Origin of the sequence: Kluyvera georgiana ATCC 51603, assembly GCF_001654985.1 — a bacterium.
In the GTDB taxonomy this organism is placed as follows: domain Bacteria; phylum Pseudomonadota; class Gammaproteobacteria; order Enterobacterales; family Enterobacteriaceae; genus Kluyvera; species Kluyvera georgiana.
In genome coordinates this window covers 1-17,887 of the sequence record NZ_LXEU01000003.1, presented here as the reverse complement: position 1 = coordinate 17,887, position 17,887 = coordinate 1, and the positions used below count along the sequence as shown (strand labels likewise).

Sequence of the window (17,887 nt, the reverse complement as noted above, 5' to 3'; positions counted from 1 at the left end):
AATAACTGCCCGGTAGCATGACGCGTACCGGGCCGATGAATCAAGTGGGCGAGCGTAAGATGCTCGCCAGAAGAGCCGCCTGGGCGGTAATCAGGCGCTGCGGCGCAGCAGACCTTGTTTTTTCAGCCATACCAGCAGAATCGAGATCGCCGCCGGGGTGATCCCGGAGATACGCGATGCCTGGCCGATCGAAACCGGTTTGTGATCGTTGAGCTTGGCAATGACTTCATTTGACAGCCCGTTCACCTGACGATAGTCGAGGGTGGCCGGCAGCAGCGTGTTTTCATTGCGCTGTTGTTTTTCGATCTCATCCTGCTGACGCGCGATGTAACCTTCGTATTTCACCTGGATTTCCACCTGCTCTGCCGCCTGAACATCTTTCAGCGCAGGAGAGAACGGTGTCAGGGAGGTCAGCTGCTCGTAGGTCATTTCCGGACGACGCAGCAGATCTTCGCCGTTGGCTTCGCGAGACAGCGGTGCAGTCAGGTGAGCGTTCACTTCGACTGCAGATTCCGCCGATGGCGTGACCCAGGTCGACTTCAGACGCTGGCGCTCGCGCTCGATGTTTTCCAGCTTCTCGTTGAAACGCGCCCAGCGGACGTCATCCACCATCCCCAACTCGCGACCGATTTCGGTCAAGCGCAGATCGGCGTTGTCTTCACGCAGCATCAAACGATATTCGGCGCGGGAGGTGAACATGCGGTACGGTTCTTTTGTCCCCAGCGTACAGAGGTCATCCACCAGCACGCCGAGATAAGCCTGATCGCGACGCGGCGCCCAGCCGTCTTTCTCTGCGGACAGCCGCGCGGCGTTAAGACCCGCCAACAGCCCCTGCGCCGCCGCTTCTTCGTAGCCGGTGGTGCCGTTGATCTGCCCGGCAAAGAACAGACCATGAATAAATTTGCTTTCCAGCGTCGGTTTCAGGTCGCGCGGGTCGAAGAAATCGTACTCAATAGCATAGCCTGGACGGACGATTTTCGCGTTTTCCATCCCCTGCATCGAGCGGACGATCTGCATCTGCACGTCAAACGGCAGGCTGGTGGAGATACCGTTCGGGTAAATTTCGTTGGAGGTTAGCCCTTCCGGCTCCAGGAAGATCTGGTGCTGGTTACGATCGGCAAAGCGCATCACTTTGTCTTCGATCGACGGACAGTAGCGCGGGCCGATACCTTCGATCACGCCTGCGTACATCGGGCTACGATCGAGGTTATTACGGATCACATCATGGGTTTTCTCGTTGGTGTGCGTGACGTAGCACGGCATCTGGCGCGGGTGTTGAGACACTTCGCCGAGGAACGAGAAGACCGGCATAGGATCATCGCTGTTTTGTTGAGCCAATACGCTGAAATCGACGGTGCGCGCGTCAATTCGCGGCGGCGTCCCCGTTTTCAGGCGGCTGACGCGCAGCGGCAGTTCGCGCAGACGGCGAGACAGCGGGATGGATGGCGGATCGCCAGCACGGCCACCGCTGTAGTTATCCAGGCCAATATGGATTTTGCCGTCCAGGAAGGTCCCGACGGTCAGCACGACCGCTTTTGCACGGAATTTGAGGCCCATCTGGGTGACGGCGCCAACAACACGATCGTTCTCGACAATCAGATCTTCAACCGCCTGTTGGAAGATCATCAGGTTGGGCTGGTTCTCCAGCGCGGTACGGACTGCCTGACGGTAGAGCACGCGATCCGCCTGAGCACGAGTGGCGCGAACGGCCGGGCCTTTGCTGGCGTTTAGTATCCTAAACTGAATACCGGCGTGGTCGATCGCCGTTGCCATCAGGCCGCCAAGCGCATCCACTTCTTTTACCAGGTGTCCCTTCCCAATGCCGCCAATCGCCGGGTTGCAGCTCATCTGCCCCAGGGTGTCGATATTGTGTGTCAAAAGCAGGGTCTGCTGACCCATTCGCGCTGCGGCCATCGCGGCCTCAGTGCCTGCATGACCCCCGCCAATGATGATGACGTCAAAAGGATCCTGATAAAACATGGTGGTTTGCCTCGCGTACTGCGGTTTTTAAATGGATTGAAGTCCGGGCGTGGATTCTACTCAACTTTAGTCGATGGAGAAAGCGTCTGGATCCTGGGTATTAAAAAGAAGATCTTTTTATTTAGAGATCTGTTCTATTGTGATCTCTTATTAGGATCGCCAGTCTCTGTGGATAAGTGCGATCCATACATTAAGATCAACCGTTTAAGGTGGATCGTTATCTGTGAATGATCGGTGATCCTGGTCCGTATAAGCTGGGATCAAAGTGAAGGGTTATACACAACTCAAAAACTAGCCAACGGTTATTCTTTGGATAACTACCGGTTGATCCAAGCTTTTAACCAGAGTTATCCACATAAAAAAGTACGATCTTTACAAATTTCTGAGCAATGGATGCCATGATCCCAGCCAAATTTCAGCCGGATCTTCCGGAATCTCATGTTCAAGGACGTCGATCCGCAGCGTTTCACCCACCTGTTTTGCGCCACACGCTTTCAGTTCGGCTTCCAGTTTGTCGATCGCGCCGCAAAACGTGTCATATTCACGGCTACCGATACCGATGGCACCAAAGCGAACCAGGGAGAGATCCGGTTTCTGCTCGCATAATGCTTCATATAAAGGAAGCAGGTTGTCAGGAATGTCGCCCGCACCGTGTGTGGAGCTGATCACCAGCCAGATCCCTTCAGCAGGAACTTCATCCAGCATTGGGCCATGCAGCATTTCGCTGGAAAAACCAGCGTCGTCCAGCTTTTCCGCCAGATGTTCCGCAACATATTCAGCACTGCCAAGCGTGCTGCCGCTGATTAGAGTGATGTCTGCCATGCTCGCCCACCTTTATAAAGAAGGCGCATTGTACGCTGTGAGCGAGCTGGGATCTACCTGTGGAAAAATGTGGGATTAAAAAAACGTTCAGGGCTTGATGGTACGCATGATCGGGTTCTGCAGGACGATCAGCGTTTCGGTGGACTGAATTTCATCAATTGTTTGGATCTTGTTGATAAGTACCTGCTGGAGCGCGTCGATCGATTTGCACATCACCTTAATAAAGATGCTGTAGTGCCCGGTGGTGTAGTACGCCTCGGTCACTTCATCCAGGCTTTCCAGCCGTGCCAGCGCCGACGGATAGTCTTTCGCGCTCTTCAAAATAATGCCGATAAAGCAGCCCACGTCATAACCTAATTGTTTGGGGCTGACGTCGACGTGCGCGCCGGTAATGATCCCGGCCTGCTTCATCTTCTCTACGCGAACGTGGATGGTGCCTGGGCTAACGGCAAACTGTTTGGCCAATTCGGCGTAGGCGGTACGGGCATTGGCCATCAGAGCCTCAAGAATGCCGCGATCCAGATTGTCGATCTGATAATTTTCCATAGGTTTTTCTTATGAAGATTAATGATTCTCTCTATTTTAGCCTCTTATTTTAATGAATCAAAAGTCGATAAGGCTTTTTATTGTTTGATTATTGAATTGATGCCCTATTTTGTTGCTTAATCAATGGCAACAGGACGCAGGAGTAAAAATAATGAAAACCGCATACATCGCAAAACAACGCCAGATCAGTTTCGTTAAATCCTATTTTTCCCGTCAGCTGGAAGAGAAGCTAGGGCTCGTAGAAGTTCAGGCGCCGATCTTAAGCCGCGTGGGGGATGGGACGCAGGACAACCTGTCTGGTTGCGAGAAGGCGGTTCAGGTGAAAGTGAAAACACTGCCAGATGCCCAGTTCGAAGTGGTTCATTCCCTTGCGAAGTGGAAACGTCAAACCCTGGGACAACACGACTTCAGCGCGGGCGAAGGGCTGTACACGCACATGAAGGCCCTTCGCCCCGATGAAGACCGACTCTCTCCGATTCATTCCGTTTACGTTGACCAGTGGGACTGGGAACGTGTGATGGGAGATGACGAACGCCACGCCGGCACGCTGGAAAGCACCGTAAAGGCGATTTGGGCGGGCATTAAAGAAACCGAAGCTGCCGTAAGCAAAGAGTTTGGGCTGACACCGTTCCTGCCAGAACAAATTCACTTTGTGCACAGCGAAACGCTGCTGAGCCGCTATCCTGGCCTTGATGCAAAAGGGCGCGAGCGCGCCATCGCCAAAGAGCTGGGCGCGGTATTCCTGATTGGTATCGGCGGTAAACTGTCCGATGGTCAGCGCCACGATGTTCGTGCGCCGGACTATGACGACTGGAGCACTCAGACCGCCTCCGGCATGACGGGTTTGAACGGCGATATTCTGGTGTGGAACCCGGTGCTGGAAGACGCGTTTGAGCTCTCTTCAATGGGGATCCGCGTGGATGCGAAAGCGCTGAAACATCAGCTGCAGATAACCGGCGACGAAGACCGTTTACAGCTGGAATGGCACCAGGCGCTGCTGCGTGGCGAAATGCCGCAGACTATCGGTGGCGGTATTGGCCAGTCTCGCTTGACGATGCTGCTGCTGCAACTGCCTCATATCGGCCAGGTGCAGTGCGGCGTATGGCCGGCTCAGGTACGTGAAAGCGTCTCCGCTCTGCTGTAACTAATCTATCGCCGCCAGCGTCTCAGCAGGCGGCTTCTTAACCCGGTATCAAAGCGCCAGATATGATCGAAAATGCGCATGATCCCGGGTTTGCCATGGGCGGACATCGCCACCGCGTGAAAACGATGCTGATGTTTATGCTGAAGATCCCCCACCTTTTTGACCACCTCATCCGGTAGCCGCTGGGCGATAAAATCGGAAATCACCACCGCGTCGGCATCCTGCCACTGCGGGTTTTGCAGATGCTCGATAATGGCGCGGAAACAGCTGGCCATATCGGTACCACCACGAAATCGCTGGCTTAAAAAGCGGATTGCCTGCTCCAGACCTTGACGACCGGTTAACTCGTAGCGCACCACTTCGCTGGAAAACAGCATAATGTAGCAGCGACGGTTGTCCGCCAGCGCCACGCGCATCAGCGCGAGGCAGAACGCTTTCGCGCACTGTTCGTTGAAGCCGCCCATCGAACCGGACGTATCCACGCAGACGATAAACGGCCCGCGCGGTTGTTCATCGACGTCCTGATGTACGACCGGACGCTCGGTCACCTTCTCGCGCCAGGCGTCGCCGTGCAGACGGTACGTTAGCAGCTGTTTCTCCACCAGCCGCCGGTAAAATTCATATTCCAGCTCGGTGATCCCAAGCGTTGCCAGCTCCGGCGGCAGTAAACGCAGAATATCGTCGCTTTGCTGGATGCCATCGACCTGTTCGGGCACGGTGGAGGGCTCGCGCACCAGCGAACGGAAAGTCTCCATCGGGGAATCTTTCTTCGGTACCGATTTGGCTTCGCGCGAACGGCCAAGCTGTTCAGCCAGGCGCAGCAGCTCAGGCTGCTGGCTGAGAAACTCACCGTATTTCACAATCAGCTGATAATCGCCGCGCTTAAGCTGTCCGGCGCTCATATCCCACAGCCGCCCACCGGCGCTGTCGTTTTCCACCAGCACCGGATCCAGCTGTCCGCTTAGCGTCATTCGCTCCTGCACTTCGCTCAGCAGCTGTTCACGCTCTTCTTCCAGCAGTTGCTGGTTCAGGGAGGTGACCTGAACGACCAGACTTAAGCGCCAGCGTTGCAGAAAAAGGGTGTGCAGCGCGGGGGTAAAGGTGGCGTTATTTGCCGCCAGTTGCTGAGCCTGAGCCGCAAAAGGCGACTGTACGCGGGTGAGCAGCGCCAGAATCTGCGGCAGTTGAACGATAAACTGGCTGGTGGAGAGAAGCTGACTCTGCTGATAGCAGATAACCTCCTCTTCCAGCTCGTGCGGCACCGGGGCATCTTTGAGTCGGTTTCTGAAAGTATCGCGCCAGCGGGGAAGATCGTCGGTAATGGCGCTTTTCAGGCGTGGAAATTTTTCAAAGAACACGGCCAACTGCGGAGAAGCCAGCAGGGCGATGATCATCTCTTCGATCATCCCCTCTTCGCTGACCGCCAGCATGACGTTGAGCGTGTCGATGGTCAGCATTAACTCTGCGCCTGCTTAATTTGCGCGGCCACGTCCTGAAGGCTGGCTTCGATGCGTCCCAGCCACTCGTCATGAATGAACAGACATTTTTGCTGCTCGCTAAAGCGGTTATGCTGCTGGTGCCACTCTTCATCTAAGGCGAGCAGCTGCTGGCGGATCTCGGTCGGCATACTTTCTGCTGAACCCGAACCCGGCAGCGACAGACGTGTACCCTGAAGGCTGATATCGCGCACGACCAGATGCTGTGCGGCATCCACTTCCATATTTAACGTCAGCGCAAAACCGATACCGTTGAGCTTACCGCGAATTTCACCGCCCTTTTCCAGCCAGTTCTCCAGCGCCTGGCGCTCGAAGGTAATGTGAATGACCTCAATATCGTGCAGCTTTAGCGGCTGCTGGAGCAGCAGGGTCACCGTTGGCGTTTGAATCTCCGGCGGCAGCTCATAATGCGGTTTGCGGCTAAACATGCCGCCCAGACGGGTGACTTTCAGCGCGGTTTTATCGCTTTGCTGCTGCTGAATTTGCAGGCGCTGCTGGGTGATGGCACCCAGCTTGTTGAGCATGGCCTGCTGCTGCCATGCATGCCCGGTCATCAAAATATCTATTTGTTGTTGCAGCAGATTTCGGCTTTCCGCATCGTGCCACAGGCACTCTTTTAACAGGATCAGATCGATAGGCGCGATCGTGTCGCGGCCGCTGAAGAAAGCGCAGGCCTGCAGCAGACGGATCGCTTTTTTCCAGCGACGATCGGAAACGTAAGGCGCATTTGGCAGGTTATCCAGCTGCTGGCGAAGGGTAAAAATCAGCTCGAACACCGCATCCGGCAGCTTCACGTTGCCAATATCTTTCTGCCACTGGAAGTACTCTTCGTCGGTAACCTGAAGATTCGCCGGAATCGGGTTGTCGTTTTCGTCCTGCTGGCTAATCAGCATCGAGCGGAAATTGCCCTTATCCTGCACTTTATCGAGCCACAGGCGAATCAGCATACGGTCATACAATGCTTCGAGGCTGCTTTCGGCTTCCGGCAATTCATTCGAAGCGGTGACCAGCAGGCGCATGGGAATCTTTTCAACGCTGGCGCCGTTGCGGAAGTGACGTTCGTTGATGGCGGTCAGCAAGGTGTTCAGGATGGCCGGGCCCGCTTTCCAGATTTCATCAAGGAAGACGATCTCAGCCTCTGGCAGATAGCCAGCAGTCAGGCGCTCATAGCGGCCTTCATCTTTTAACGCCTGGATAGAGAGCGGCCCAAAGACCTCTTCCGGCGTGGAGAAGCGGGTCATCAGATATTCGAACGCGCGGGCGTGCTGGAAGGCGAACTTGAGACGGCGAGCAATCAGACTTTTCGCGATCCCCGGTGGGCCAAGTAAAAAGACGCTTTCGCCGCTCAGGGCTGCCAGTAGGCAGAGGCGAATGGCGTGACTACGTTCAAATAGCCCTTTCTCCAGCGCGCTACTCAGCCGCGAAATTCTTTCTGCTAATAAATGTGGTTGGGCCATAATTAACTTGCGTCCTTTCGCCGTTTAATCAGCTAACTGGCTGAGTATAGACGTTTAAGTCTTTAGGTGAATAGCCTGAATAGTACCTCACAGTTTCTTGAGGCAGGTTAATATGACGTGATTAAGGGGTACGATTTTGACGCTAATCGTGCATACTGTGCGCTTTTCGTGGGCCAAGGGACTAGGCACACATTTGTTTCGTAAACGAAAGACTAGTCTATGAGCACTGATAAGAAACAATCTTTATCAGCGATTACACTCGCTGCAATTGGCGTGGTATACGGCGATATTGGTACCAGCCCTCTTTATACGCTTCGTGAATGTTTATCTGGCCAGTTTGGTTTTGGCGTCGAACGTGACGCGGTTTTTGGCTTTCTGTCATTAATCTTCTGGCTATTGCTGTTAACGGTATCTCTCAAATACATCACCTTCGTGATGCGGGCAGATAACGCCGGCGAAGGGGGGATCCTGACGCTGATGTCTCTGGCGGGGCGTAATACGTCTGCGCGCACGACTTCTGTCCTGGTCATTCTTGGGCTGATTGGCGGTAGCTTCTTCTATGGCGAAGTGGTTATCACCCCGGCGATTTCGGTGATGTCGGCGATAGAAGGTCTGGAAATTATCGCCCCGCAGCTCGATACCTGGGTCGTTCCCATCTCGATTATTGTCCTGACGTTGCTGTTTGCGATTCAGAAGCACGGTACCAGCATGGTCGGTAAACTGTTTGCGCCGATTATGCTCATCTGGTTCCTGCTGCTGGCAGGCCTCGGCGCGCGCAGTATTATCGCCAACCCGGAAGTGTTGCAGGCATTGAATCCATACTGGGCGGTCAATTTCTTCCTGCAATACAAAACCGTCTCCTTTATTGCATTGGGGGCGGTGGTGCTGTCGATTACCGGGGTGGAAGCGCTGTATGCCGACATGGGGCACTTCGGGAAGCTGCCGATTCGTTTGGCCTGGTTCTCGGTGGTACTGCCGTCGCTGGTGCTGAACTACTTTGGGCAGGGCGCACTACTGCTCAAGCATCCGGAAGCGATTAAGAACCCCTTCTTCTTGTTGGCGCCCGAGTGGGCGTTGATTCCAATGCTGATTATCGCCGCCCTGGCGACGGTTATCGCCTCTCAGGCGGTGATCTCCGGCGTCTTCTCGCTGACGCGCCAGGCCGTACGTCTGGGCTATCTGTCGCCGATGCGCATTATCCATACTTCAGAGATGGAATCGGGGCAGATTTATATTCCGTTCATCAACTGGCTGCTCTATATCTCCGTGGTTATCGTGATTGTTAGCTTTGAGCACTCCTCAAACCTGGCAGCGGCGTATGGGATTGCGGTTACCGGGACGATGGTCCTGACGACCATTCTGTTTACCACGGTGGCGCGTAAAAACTGGCACTGGAATAAGTTCTTTGTCGCGCTGCTGTTTGTGGCGTTTATGTGCATCGACATTCCGCTGTTCTCGGCGAACCTGGATAAGATCGTCTCCGGCGGTTGGCTGCCGCTGACGTTAGCGCTGATCATGCTCACCATCATGACCACCTGGAAAAGCGAGCGTTTCCGCCTGCTGCGCCGGATGCACGAACACGGCAACTCTCTGGAAGCGATGATCGCCTCGCTGGAGAAATCGCCGCCGGTCCGCGTGCCGGGCACCGCGGTATATATGTCGCGCGCGCTGAACGTCATTCCGTTTGCCATGCTGCATAACCTCAAGCACAACAAGGTGCTTCATGAGCGCGTTATTCTGCTGACGCTGCGTACTGAAGATGCGCCGTACGTGCACAACGTGAGACGCGTGCAGATTGAGCAGCTCTCGCCAACTTTCTGGCGCGTGGTGGCCAGCTACGGTTGGCGTGAAACGCCAAATGTGGAAGAGGTGTTCCACCGCTGTGGTCTGGAAGGTTTAAGCTGCCGGATGATGGAGACGTCGTTCTTTATGTCGCATGAGTCGCTGATTGTCGGCAAGCGTCCGTGGTACCTGCGCCTGCGCGGTAAGCTGTATCTGCTGCTCCAGCGCAACGCGCTGCGCGCGCCCGATCAGTTCGAGATCCCGCCAAACCGCGTTATTGAGCTGGGCACCCAGGTCGAAATTTAACGCTATCAACACCCTCCCTCATTTTGACGGAGGGTGTTTTTTTATCCCCTCTTCTTTGTTCGCGAAACGTTTCGATATCGATCACATTTCTATAACCTGATGATGGTTTTCTGCGCGTTCTTCAGACTACACTTATGACAGCGAAACGTTTCGCTAGTGGAGCAAGAAAACAATATGAAGAAAGGTACGGTACTCAACTCTGAAATCTCGTCGGTTATTTCCCGTTTGGGTCATACCGATACGCTGGTGGTGTGCGATGCGGGTTTACCCATCCCTCGTAGCACGGCGCGCATTGATATGGCGCTAACACAGGGCGTTCCCACCTTCATGCAGGTGTTGGGCGTGGTGACGCAAGAGATGCAGGTCGAGGCCGCCATTCTCGCCGCGGAAATTCAACAACATAATCCGCAGCTTCACGAAACGTTGCTCAAGCACATCGAGCAACTGCAGCAACACCAGGGAAATTGCATTGACGTTCGTTACGTCTCGCACGAGCAGTTCAAACAACAAACCGCAGACAGTCAGGCGGTGATTCGTAGCGGGGAATGTTCCCCGTATGCGAATATCATTCTCTGTGCTGGCGTCACCTTCTGAGGCCATCATGGACGCACTCTTACAACTGAAAGGGATCGATAAATCGTTCCCGGGCGTCAAAGCGCTCTCCGGCGCCGCGCTGAACGTCTACGCTGGCCGCGTGATGGCGCTGGTGGGCGAAAATGGCGCAGGCAAATCCACCATGATGAAGGTGCTGACCGGGATCTACACCCGCGACGCCGGTTCTTTATTATGGCTGGGTCAAGAGACCACCTTTAACGGCCCAAAATCCTCACAGGAAGCCGGTATTGGCATCATCCACCAGGAGCTGAACCTGATCCCGCAGCTGACGATTGCCGAGAACATTTTCCTCGGCCGTGAGTTTGTGAATCGCTTTGGCAAAATAGACTGGAAGAAGATGTATGCCGAGGCCGATATTCTGCTGGCCAAACTCAATCTGCGCTTTAAGAGCGACCGTCTGGTGGGTGACCTCTCGATCGGCGATCAGCAGATGGTCGAAATTGCCAAGGTGCTGAGCTTTGAATCAAAGGTCATCATCATGGATGAACCGACCGATGCGCTGACCGACACCGAAACCGAATCCCTGTTCCGCGTCATCCGCGAGCTGAAATCGCAGGGGCGCGGGATTGTCTATATCTCCCACCGCATGAAAGAGATTTTCGAGATCTGCGACGACGTGACGGTCTTCCGCGACGGGCAGTTTATTGCCGAACGCGAAGTCGCCAGCCTGAATGAAGATCTGCTGATTGAGATGATGGTGGGCCGCAAACTCGAAGATCAATATCCGCATCTGGACAAAGAGCCGGGTGAGATCCGCCTGAAGGTGGACGCACTGTGCGGGCAGGGCGTGAACAGCGTCTCCTTTACCTTGCGCAAAGGGGAGATTCTCGGCGTGGCCGGGCTGATGGGCGCCGGGCGCACCGAGTTAATGAAAGTGCTGTACGGCGCGCTGCCGCGCACCAGCGGCTACGTGACTCTCGACGGTCATGAAGTGGTGACCCGTTCACCGCAGGATGGTCTGGCAAACGGCATCGTTTATATCTCCGAAGACCGTAAGCGCGATGGTCTGGTGCTGGGCATGTCGGTGAAAGAGAACATGTCGCTGACTGCGCTGCGCTACTTCAGCCGTGCCGGCGGCGGCCTGAAGCATAAAGATGAACAGCAGGCGGTCGGCGACTTTATCCGCCTGTTTAACGTTAAAACGCCTTCCATGGAACAGGCTATCGGCCTGCTTTCCGGCGGTAATCAGCAGAAAGTGGCGATTGCCCGCGGCCTGATGACGCGTCCGAAGGTACTGATCCTCGATGAGCCGACGCGCGGCGTGGACGTGGGCGCGAAGAAAGAAATTTATCAGCTTATCAACCAGTTCAAGGCCGACGGCCTGAGCATTATTCTGGTCTCCTCGGAGATGCCGGAAGTATTGGGGATGAGCGATCGCATTATTGTGATGCATGAAGGGCATCTCGGCGGTGAGTTTTCACGCGAGCAGGCCACCCAGGAAGTATTAATGGCTGCCGCAGTGGGCAAGCTTAACCGCGTGAATCAGGAGTAAAAAAGATGACAACCCAGTCTGTGGCGGGTCGCCGCTATTTCACTAAGGCATGGCTGCTGGAGCAAAAATCGCTGATAGCTCTGCTGGTGCTGATAGCGATTGTCTCGACCATGAGCCCCAACTTTTTTACCGTCAATAACCTGTTCAACATCCTGCAGCAAACCTCCGTGAATGCGATCATGGCGGTTGGGATGACGCTGGTCATTTTAACGTCGGGGATCGACCTGTCCGTCGGTTCTCTGCTGGCGTTGACCGGCGCGGTCGCCGCCTCGATTGTGGGTATCGAAGTTAATGCGCTGGTGGCGGTTGCTGCCGCACTCGCATTAGGTGCCGCAATTGGGGCCGTTACCGGCGTGATCGTAGCGAAAGGCCGGGTGCAGGCGTTTATCGCCACCCTGGTGATGATGCTGCTGCTGCGCGGTGTGACCATGGTGTACACCAACGGTAGCCCGGTCAATACCGGCTTTACCGACAACGCCGACGTGTTTGGCTGGTTCGGTATTGGCCGCCCGCTGGGGATCCCTACGCCGGTGTGGATCATTGCGATTGTCTTCCTCGCGGCGTGGTACATGCTGCACCATACCCGCTTAGGTCGTTATATCTATGCGCTGGGCGGTAACGAAGCGGCAACGCGTCTTTCCGGTATCAGCGTCAATAAAGTCAAAATTATCGTCTACTCTTTGTGCGGGTTACTGTCGGCGCTGGCGGGGATTATTGAAGTGGCTCGCCTCTCCTCGGCACAACCGACGGCGGGTACCGGCTATGAGTTGGATGCCATCGCGGCGGTAGTGCTGGGCGGTACCAGCCTGGCGGGCGGTAAGGGGCGTATTGTCGGCACGCTTATCGGTGCGCTGATTCTTGGGTTCTTGAACAACGGTTTGAACTTGTTAGGCGTTTCTTCTTATTACCAGATGATCGTTAAAGCAGTCGTCATTTTGCTGGCGGTGCTGGTGGACAACAAAAAGCAGTAACAAACGACACTACAGGACATCTTAGATATGAATATGAAAAAACTGGCTACCCTGGTTTCCGCGGTTGCGCTGAGCGCCACCGTCAGTGCGAACGCGATGGCGAAAGATACCATTGCGCTGGTTATCTCTACCCTGAATAACCCGTTCTTCGTCTCCCTGAAGGATGGCGCGCAGAAAGAAGCGGACAAACTGGGCTATAACCTGGTGGTTCTGGACTCACAGAACAACCCGGCGAAAGAGCTGGCTAACGTTCAGGATTTAACGGTTCGTGGCACCAAAATTCTGCTGATCAACCCGACGGACTCCGACGCGGTGGGTAACGCCATCAAGATGGCAAACCAGGCTAAAATCCCGGTGATTACCCTCGACCGCGTGGCCTCTAAAGGTGACGTTGTGAGCCACATTGCTTCCGATAACGTACTGGGCGGTAAAATCGCCGGTGACTACATCGCGAAAAAAGCCGGTGAAGGCGCTAAAGTCATCGAGCTGCAAGGCATTGCCGGGACTTCCGCCGCGCGCGAGCGTGGTGAAGGCTTCCAGCAGGCCGTGGCGGCCCATAAATTTAACGTGCTGGCCAGCCAGCCGGCAGACTTCGACCGTACTAAAGGTCTGAACGTCATGCAGAACCTGCTCACCGCGCATCCGGATGTGAAGGCCGTATTCGCACAGAACGATGAAATGGCGCTGGGCGCGCTGCGTGCGCTGCAAACCGCCGGTAAATCCGATGTGATGGTAGTCGGCTTTGACGGTACGCCGGATGGCGAAAAAGCGGTAAACGACGGTAAACTGGCAGCGACTATTGCGCAGTTGCCTGACCAGATCGGTGCTAAAGGTGTGGAAACCGCCGACAAAGTGCTGAAAGGCGAAAAGGTGCAGGCAAAATATCCTGTTGACCTGAAGCTGGTAATTAAGCAGTAATAACGTGAATGCGATTCAGGCTCTCACAGCCTGAGGGACTATATCTATAAAAGAAAAGCAGGGCACGCGCCACCGGGATACCGGTGGCGCATCTTACCGGACACTCTGAAAATGAAAACCGCAGGCAAACTCGTCGTCCTTGGCAGCATCAATGCCGATCACATTCTCAATCTTGAATCTTTCCCGACGCCGGGCGAAACCGTCACCGGTAGCCATTATCAGGTCGCGTTTGGCGGTAAAGGCGCGAACCAGGCGGTTGCCGCCGGGCGTAGCGGCGCGGATATCGCGTTTATCGCCTGTACCGGCGCCGATGATATCGGCGAGCGTATTCGTAAACAGTTGCAGGTTGACCGCATTGACGTGGCGCCTGTGAGCGCCGTTGCGGGTGAGTCAACCGGCGTGGCGCTGATCTTCGTGAACGGCGAAGGTGAGAACGTAATCGGCATTCACGCAGGAGCTAACGCGGCGCTGTCTACCGTGCTGGTAGAGAAGCAGCGTGAGCGAATTGCCGAGGCGGATGCGCTGCTGATGCAGCTCGAGTCCCCGCTGGACAGCGTCGTGCTGGCCGCCCAGATTGCTCACCAGAATCAGACGACCGTGGTATTGAACCCGGCCCCGGCGCGCGCGCTGCCGGATACGCTGCTGTCGCTAGTGGATATCATTACCCCCAATGAGACCGAAGCTGAGAAGTTAACTGGTGTTCTGGTGGAAAACGATGACGATGCCGCGAAGGCCGCACAGGTACTGCACGCGAAAGGCATCGACACGGTGATTATTACCCTTGGCAGCCGGGGCGTATGGGCCAGCGTTAAGGGTGAAGGGCGTCGCGTACCGGGCTTTAAAGTGCAGGCTATCGACACCATTGCCGCGGGCGATACCTTTAACGGCGCGCTGATGACGGCGTTGCTGGAGAACACGCCGTTGGCCGATGCGCTGCGTTTTGCTCATGCTGCTGCGGCTATTGCCGTCACGCGCAAAGGCGCGCAGCCCTCTGTGCCCTGGCGTGAAGAGATCGACGAATTTTTACGTCAGCAGGGGTAATGCTTGGCCACGATGAAGGATGTTGCTCGCCTGGCGGGCGTTTCCACCTCGACGGTGTCTCACGTCATCAATAAAGATCGGTTTGTCAGCGAGGCCATCACCGAGAAGGTCGACGCTGCGATCAAATCATTGAACTACGCGCCGTCGGCGCTGGCGCGTAGCCTCAAGCTTAATCAAACGCGTACCATCGGTATGCTGATTACCGCCAGTACCAATCCCTTTTATTCAGAGCTGGTACGCGGCGTGGAGCGCAGCTGCTTTGAGCGCGGCTACAGCCTGGTGCTATGCAATACCGAAGGCGACGAACAGCGGATGAACCGCAACCTGGAAACGCTGATGCAAAAGCGCGTCGACGGGCTGCTGTTGCTGTGCACCGAAACGCATCAGCCCTCGCTGGAAATTATGCAGCGCTATCCTTCTATTCCTTCCGTGATGATGGACTGGGCGCCGTTTGATGGCGACAGCGATCTGATTCAGGACAATTCGCTGCTGGGCGGCGATATGGCGACTCGCTACCTGATCGCGCGTGGTCATACGCGCATTGCCTGTATTTCCGGTCCGCTGGATAAAACCCCGGCGCGGCTGCGCCTGGAAGGGTATCGGGAAGCCATGCATAACGCGCAACTGCCAATTCTGCCTGGCTATGAAATTACCAGCAATTTTGAGTTTGGCGGCGGGTTCGACGCGATGCAGAAACTGCTGGCACATCCTGAACGTCCGGATGCGGTTTTCGTCGGAAACGATGCTATGGCGGTGGGCGTTTATCAGGCGTTGTATCAGGCTGGTCTACGTATTCCGCAGGATATGGCGGTGATTGGCTACGATGATATCGAACTGGCGCGCTATATGACGCCGCCGCTCACCACCATTCACCAACCCAAAGACGAACTGGGCGAACTGGCGATCGATGTCCTGATTCATCGTATCGCGCAGCCCGGGCAAAAACAGCAGCGTATGCAGTTGACGCCTGAGCTGGTGGTGCGCGGGTCCGTGTGAGGCTAGTGTTTTTCTTTTATCAGGTTACGTCCATCTTTCGGGCGCAGCAGCATGAACATCAGCGCTGACACCGCCGTTATCACACCCATGGTGATAAAGGTGTAGTGGAACTGCTCAATCGTCGAGCCCACAATGCTTTGATACGAGCGCAGCACCGCGGCGCTGATCGCCACCCCAAGGCTAATCGACAATTGCTGTGTGACGGCTAGCAGGCTGTTACCACCGCTGGCGTTATCGTCGGAAAGGTCGGCAAGCGTAATGGTGTTCATCGAAGTGAACTGCGTCGACATGGCCATCCCCAACACGAACAGCGGCAGAATCAGCATCCACACCGGCATTGACGGCGATTGTAGTGAAAACTGTGCGATCATCAGGCCGATAAACAGCGTGACGCCGACCAGCGTTTTCCGATAGCCCAACCGGCGTAGCACCTGGGTGACGGTTGATTTTGCCACTATAGAGCCGATTGCCGTGGGGGCCATCATGATGCCCGCAATCAGTGCCGGATAGCCAAAGCCGACCTGCAGCATCAGCGGCATCAGGAACGGCACGCAGCCGGTGCCCAGGCGTGTCGCCAGGTTGCCTGCAATACCGACCGAGAACGTCCGCGTTCTAAATAAGCCCAGAGAGATCAGCGGCGTAGGATGCTTACGCGCGTGGCGAATATAGGCCAGCAGCAAAATAATACTGAACAGTACCACCATCAGAGCGACCCAACCCGACACAATCTGCTCGCCGAGCAGCTCCATCCCGATCGAGAACAGCACCAGGCTTAAACCAAACAGCAGGAATCCTGAGAGATCGAAGCGTCGCCGCGGCGTTGTGAAGTTCGGCATGTATTTTCGTGCGTACAGCATGCCAATAACGCCGATCGGTATGTTGATAAGGAAAATCCAGTGCCAGGTCGCCCAGGTGACAAAAACGCCACCCAGTACCGGGCCCAGAATAGGCCCTATCAGCCCCGGCATAGTGACGAAGTTAAGCACCGGTAGCAGTTCGCTACGCGGGTAGGCGCGCAGCAGCGCCAGACGGGCGACGGGCATCATCATGGCGCCGCCAATCCCCTGAATAATACGGAAGATCACCAGTTCGCCGAGCGAAGTGGAAAGCGCGCACGCCAGTGAACCAAGGGTAAACAGGCTGACCGCCAGCATAAAGATGCGTCGGGTACCGAAGCGGTCAGCAAGCCAGCCGCTGACCGGGATCAGCATGGCCACGGTAAGGGTGTAGCTGATAATCGCCGATTGCATCGCCAGCGGCGACCGGTTGAGGCTGTGCGCGATAGCGGGCAGCGCTGTATTCAGAATGGTGGCGTCTAATGCTTGCATAAAGAAGGCCATCGCGGCTATCCACGGTAGCCCGGCCATACTCCGCGCTTTCTTCTCAGTCATTCGCTGTCCTTTATACTGCGGTCAGAATATGTGGCGCGTTTAATAAAGCCTGGCAGGCCTGGTATGCCCGTGGGCCATCGCCTTCCTGTATTGCATCAACAATGGCCTGGTGGCTCGCCAATTCAATCACCTCATCTTCGGTAATAGAGGTGAAATAGATGTGGTACACCGAGTGGAACAGTTTGGCGAATGATGTCAGAAACGGGTTAGCGCTCATTTCATAGATGTGCTCATGCCAGGAGGTGTCGATATCGATCCAACGCTCGCGGTTGAATGTTTTCTCCAACGTCGCCATCTCTTCCATTAAGGTATTGAGCTGGGCTTTCTGCTCGGCGGTGCCGAGCGTAGCGGCCAGCATGCATGCCTGCGGCTCCAGACTGCGGCGCAACACCAGGAAGTGTTTCATGACGGCCTGGAAGTTATCAGTCGTTAGCCACCAGGAGATCAGCTCGGTATCGAGGAAGTTCCAGTAGGCCTGAGGCATCACACGGGTACCAATACGCGGGCGAGGAAGCAGCATCCCTTTCGCTGACAGCGTTTTTACCGCTTCGCGAACGGCGGTTCGACTCACGCCGAAAATTTCACCCAGCTCCATCTCGCCGGGGAGGATGCTTTCCGGGGGATACTCACCGGTTAATATCTTCTGGGCTATTTTCTCAGCCAGGACCCAGGAGATGTTCTTTTGAGCGGCCAGTTGCTGTGCGCTTAGAGACATAAATGCCATTCCTATTATTTATCTTTCTTTAGTATGCCATTTGACGTGCTGAATCGGTGTTAAAAACAGCAATCCGGGCATTTTACGGCGTATTCATAAGCAATTTGATGAAAAAAATAGCGAGCGATAAAATAATTCAAATTTCCCCTTGTCAGGCAGAATAAACTCCCTATAATGCGCTCCCACTGACACGGAACAACGGCAAGCAAGCCGAC

The 17,887-nt window shown here is 55.3% G+C and carries 15 protein-coding genes; 8 read left to right on the top strand and 7 right to left on the bottom strand.

Features of this window, described 5'->3' with window-relative positions:
• Window positions 1–90: 90 nt before the first annotated feature.
• The 3 genes from mnmG to asnC all read right to left on the bottom strand — a co-directional run bounded on the left by mnmG (window position 91) and on the right by asnC (window position 3,348).
• Entirely contained in the window at window positions 91–1,980 is a 1,890-nt protein-coding gene (mnmG, locus tag M989_RS00550) for a tRNA uridine-5-carboxymethylaminomethyl(34) synthesis enzyme MnmG (protein ID WP_064540583.1), read from the bottom strand.
• 372 nt (window positions 1,981–2,352) lie between these two features.
• A complete protein-coding gene (mioC, locus tag M989_RS00545; RefSeq protein WP_064540579.1) occupies window positions 2,353–2,802 on the bottom strand; it encodes an FMN-binding protein MioC in 450 nt (149 codons plus the stop codon).
• Between the two features lie 87 nt (window positions 2,803–2,889).
• Window positions 2,890–3,348, bottom strand: a complete 459-nt coding sequence (asnC, locus tag M989_RS00540; protein ID WP_035893632.1) for a transcriptional regulator AsnC — start codon at window positions 3,346–3,348, stop codon at window positions 2,890–2,892.
• A gap of 151 nt (window positions 3,349–3,499) precedes the next feature.
• Here asnC and asnA point away from each other — a divergent pair, with 151 nt between their 5' ends.
• Window positions 3,500–4,492, top strand: coding sequence for an aspartate--ammonia ligase (gene asnA, locus M989_RS00535; RefSeq protein WP_064540576.1), 993 nt, complete (start codon window positions 3,500–3,502; stop codon window positions 4,490–4,492).
• 5 nt (window positions 4,493–4,497) lie between these two features.
• Here asnA and viaA read toward each other — a convergent pair whose 3' ends face one another.
• Both viaA and ravA read right to left on the bottom strand, forming a co-directional pair.
• The gene (viaA, locus tag M989_RS00530; protein WP_064540574.1) at window positions 4,498–5,949 is read right to left on the bottom strand and encodes an ATPase RavA stimulator ViaA; all 1,452 of its coding nucleotides are present in this window, start codon (window positions 5,947–5,949) and stop codon (window positions 4,498–4,500) included.
• Complete coding sequence (ravA, locus tag M989_RS00525; RefSeq protein WP_064540571.1) at window positions 5,949–7,445, bottom strand: ATPase RavA; 1,497 nt, start codon at window positions 7,443–7,445, stop codon at window positions 5,949–5,951. Before ravA ends, viaA begins: the two co-directional genes overlap by 1 nt.
• A gap of 219 nt (window positions 7,446–7,664) precedes the next feature.
• Between ravA and kup the strand changes: the two genes are divergently transcribed.
• From kup to rbsR, 7 genes are all read left to right on the top strand, one after another.
• Window positions 7,665–9,533: a low affinity potassium transporter Kup gene (kup, locus tag M989_RS00520; RefSeq protein WP_064540568.1), complete on the top strand. Its 1,869-nt coding sequence runs from the start codon at window positions 7,665–7,667 to the stop codon at window positions 9,531–9,533.
• Between the two features lie 174 nt (window positions 9,534–9,707).
• A complete protein-coding gene (gene rbsD, locus M989_RS00515) occupies window positions 9,708–10,127 on the top strand; it encodes a D-ribose pyranase (RefSeq protein ID WP_064540564.1) in 420 nt (139 codons plus the stop codon).
• A gap of 7 nt (window positions 10,128–10,134) precedes the next feature.
• Window positions 10,135–11,640 (top strand): ribose ABC transporter ATP-binding protein RbsA, encoded by a 1,506-nt coding sequence (gene rbsA, locus M989_RS00510; RefSeq protein ID WP_064540561.1) that lies wholly within the window; start codon window positions 10,135–10,137, stop codon window positions 11,638–11,640.
• A 5-nt stretch (window positions 11,641–11,645) separates the two neighbouring features.
• The gene (rbsC, locus tag M989_RS00505) at window positions 11,646–12,611 is read left to right on the top strand and encodes a ribose ABC transporter permease (RefSeq protein ID WP_064540556.1); all 966 of its coding nucleotides are present in this window, start codon (window positions 11,646–11,648) and stop codon (window positions 12,609–12,611) included.
• Window positions 12,612–12,638: 27 nt separating this feature from the next.
• Window positions 12,639–13,529 carry a ribose ABC transporter substrate-binding protein RbsB gene (rbsB, locus tag M989_RS00500; RefSeq protein WP_064540553.1) on the top strand — a complete coding sequence of 297 codons (891 nt, stop codon included), beginning with the start codon at window positions 12,639–12,641 and terminating at the stop codon, window positions 13,527–13,529.
• 111 nt (window positions 13,530–13,640) lie between these two features.
• The gene (gene rbsK / locus M989_RS00495; RefSeq protein WP_064540550.1) at window positions 13,641–14,570 is read left to right on the top strand and encodes a ribokinase; all 930 of its coding nucleotides are present in this window, start codon (window positions 13,641–13,643) and stop codon (window positions 14,568–14,570) included.
• A gap of 3 nt (window positions 14,571–14,573) precedes the next feature.
• On the top strand, window positions 14,574–15,566 hold the full coding sequence (gene rbsR / locus M989_RS00490; protein WP_157093499.1) for a ribose operon transcriptional repressor RbsR: 993 nt from the start codon (window positions 14,574–14,576) through the stop codon (window positions 15,564–15,566).
• Between the two features lie 2 nt (window positions 15,567–15,568).
• Here rbsR and mdtD read toward each other — a convergent pair whose 3' ends face one another.
• Window positions 15,569–16,957, bottom strand: a complete 1,389-nt coding sequence (gene mdtD / locus M989_RS00485) for a multidrug transporter subunit MdtD (protein ID WP_064540545.1) — start codon at window positions 16,955–16,957, stop codon at window positions 15,569–15,571.
• Between the two features lie 10 nt (window positions 16,958–16,967).
• A complete protein-coding gene (locus M989_RS00480) occupies window positions 16,968–17,672 on the bottom strand; it encodes a FadR/GntR family transcriptional regulator (protein WP_064540806.1) in 705 nt (234 codons plus the stop codon).
• Between the last annotated feature and the right edge of the window lie 215 nt (window positions 17,673–17,887).

Coding starts and splice junctions, on each gene's coding strand:
- mnmG (WP_064540583.1), bottom strand. CDS start 1,980: ATGTTTTATCAGGATCCTTTTGACGTCATCATCATTGGCGGGGGTCAT.
- mioC (WP_064540579.1), bottom strand. CDS start 2,802: ATGGCAGACATCACTCTAATCAGCGGCAGCACGCTTGGCAGTGCTGAA.
- asnC (WP_035893632.1), bottom strand. CDS start 3,348: ATGGAAAATTATCAGATCGACAATCTGGATCGCGGCATTCTTGAGGCT.
- asnA (WP_064540576.1), top strand. CDS start 3,500: ATGAAAACCGCATACATCGCAAAACAACGCCAGATCAGTTTCGTTAAA.
- viaA (WP_064540574.1), bottom strand. CDS start 5,949: ATGCTGACCATCGACACGCTCAACGTCATGCTGGCGGTCAGCGAAGAG.
- ravA (WP_064540571.1), bottom strand. CDS start 7,445: ATGGCCCAACCACATTTATTAGCAGAAAGAATTTCGCGGCTGAGTAGC.
- kup (WP_064540568.1), top strand. CDS start 7,665: ATGAGCACTGATAAGAAACAATCTTTATCAGCGATTACACTCGCTGCA.
- rbsD (WP_064540564.1), top strand. CDS start 9,708: ATGAAGAAAGGTACGGTACTCAACTCTGAAATCTCGTCGGTTATTTCC.
- rbsA (WP_064540561.1), top strand. CDS start 10,135: ATGGACGCACTCTTACAACTGAAAGGGATCGATAAATCGTTCCCGGGC.
- rbsC (WP_064540556.1), top strand. CDS start 11,646: ATGACAACCCAGTCTGTGGCGGGTCGCCGCTATTTCACTAAGGCATGG.
- rbsB (WP_064540553.1), top strand. CDS start 12,639: ATGAATATGAAAAAACTGGCTACCCTGGTTTCCGCGGTTGCGCTGAGC.
- rbsK (WP_064540550.1), top strand. CDS start 13,641: ATGAAAACCGCAGGCAAACTCGTCGTCCTTGGCAGCATCAATGCCGAT.
- mdtD (WP_064540545.1), bottom strand. CDS start 16,957: ATGACTGAGAAGAAAGCGCGGAGTATGGCCGGGCTACCGTGGATAGCC.
- M989_RS00480 (WP_064540806.1), bottom strand. CDS start 17,672: ATGTCTCTAAGCGCACAGCAACTGGCCGCTCAAAAGAACATCTCCTGG.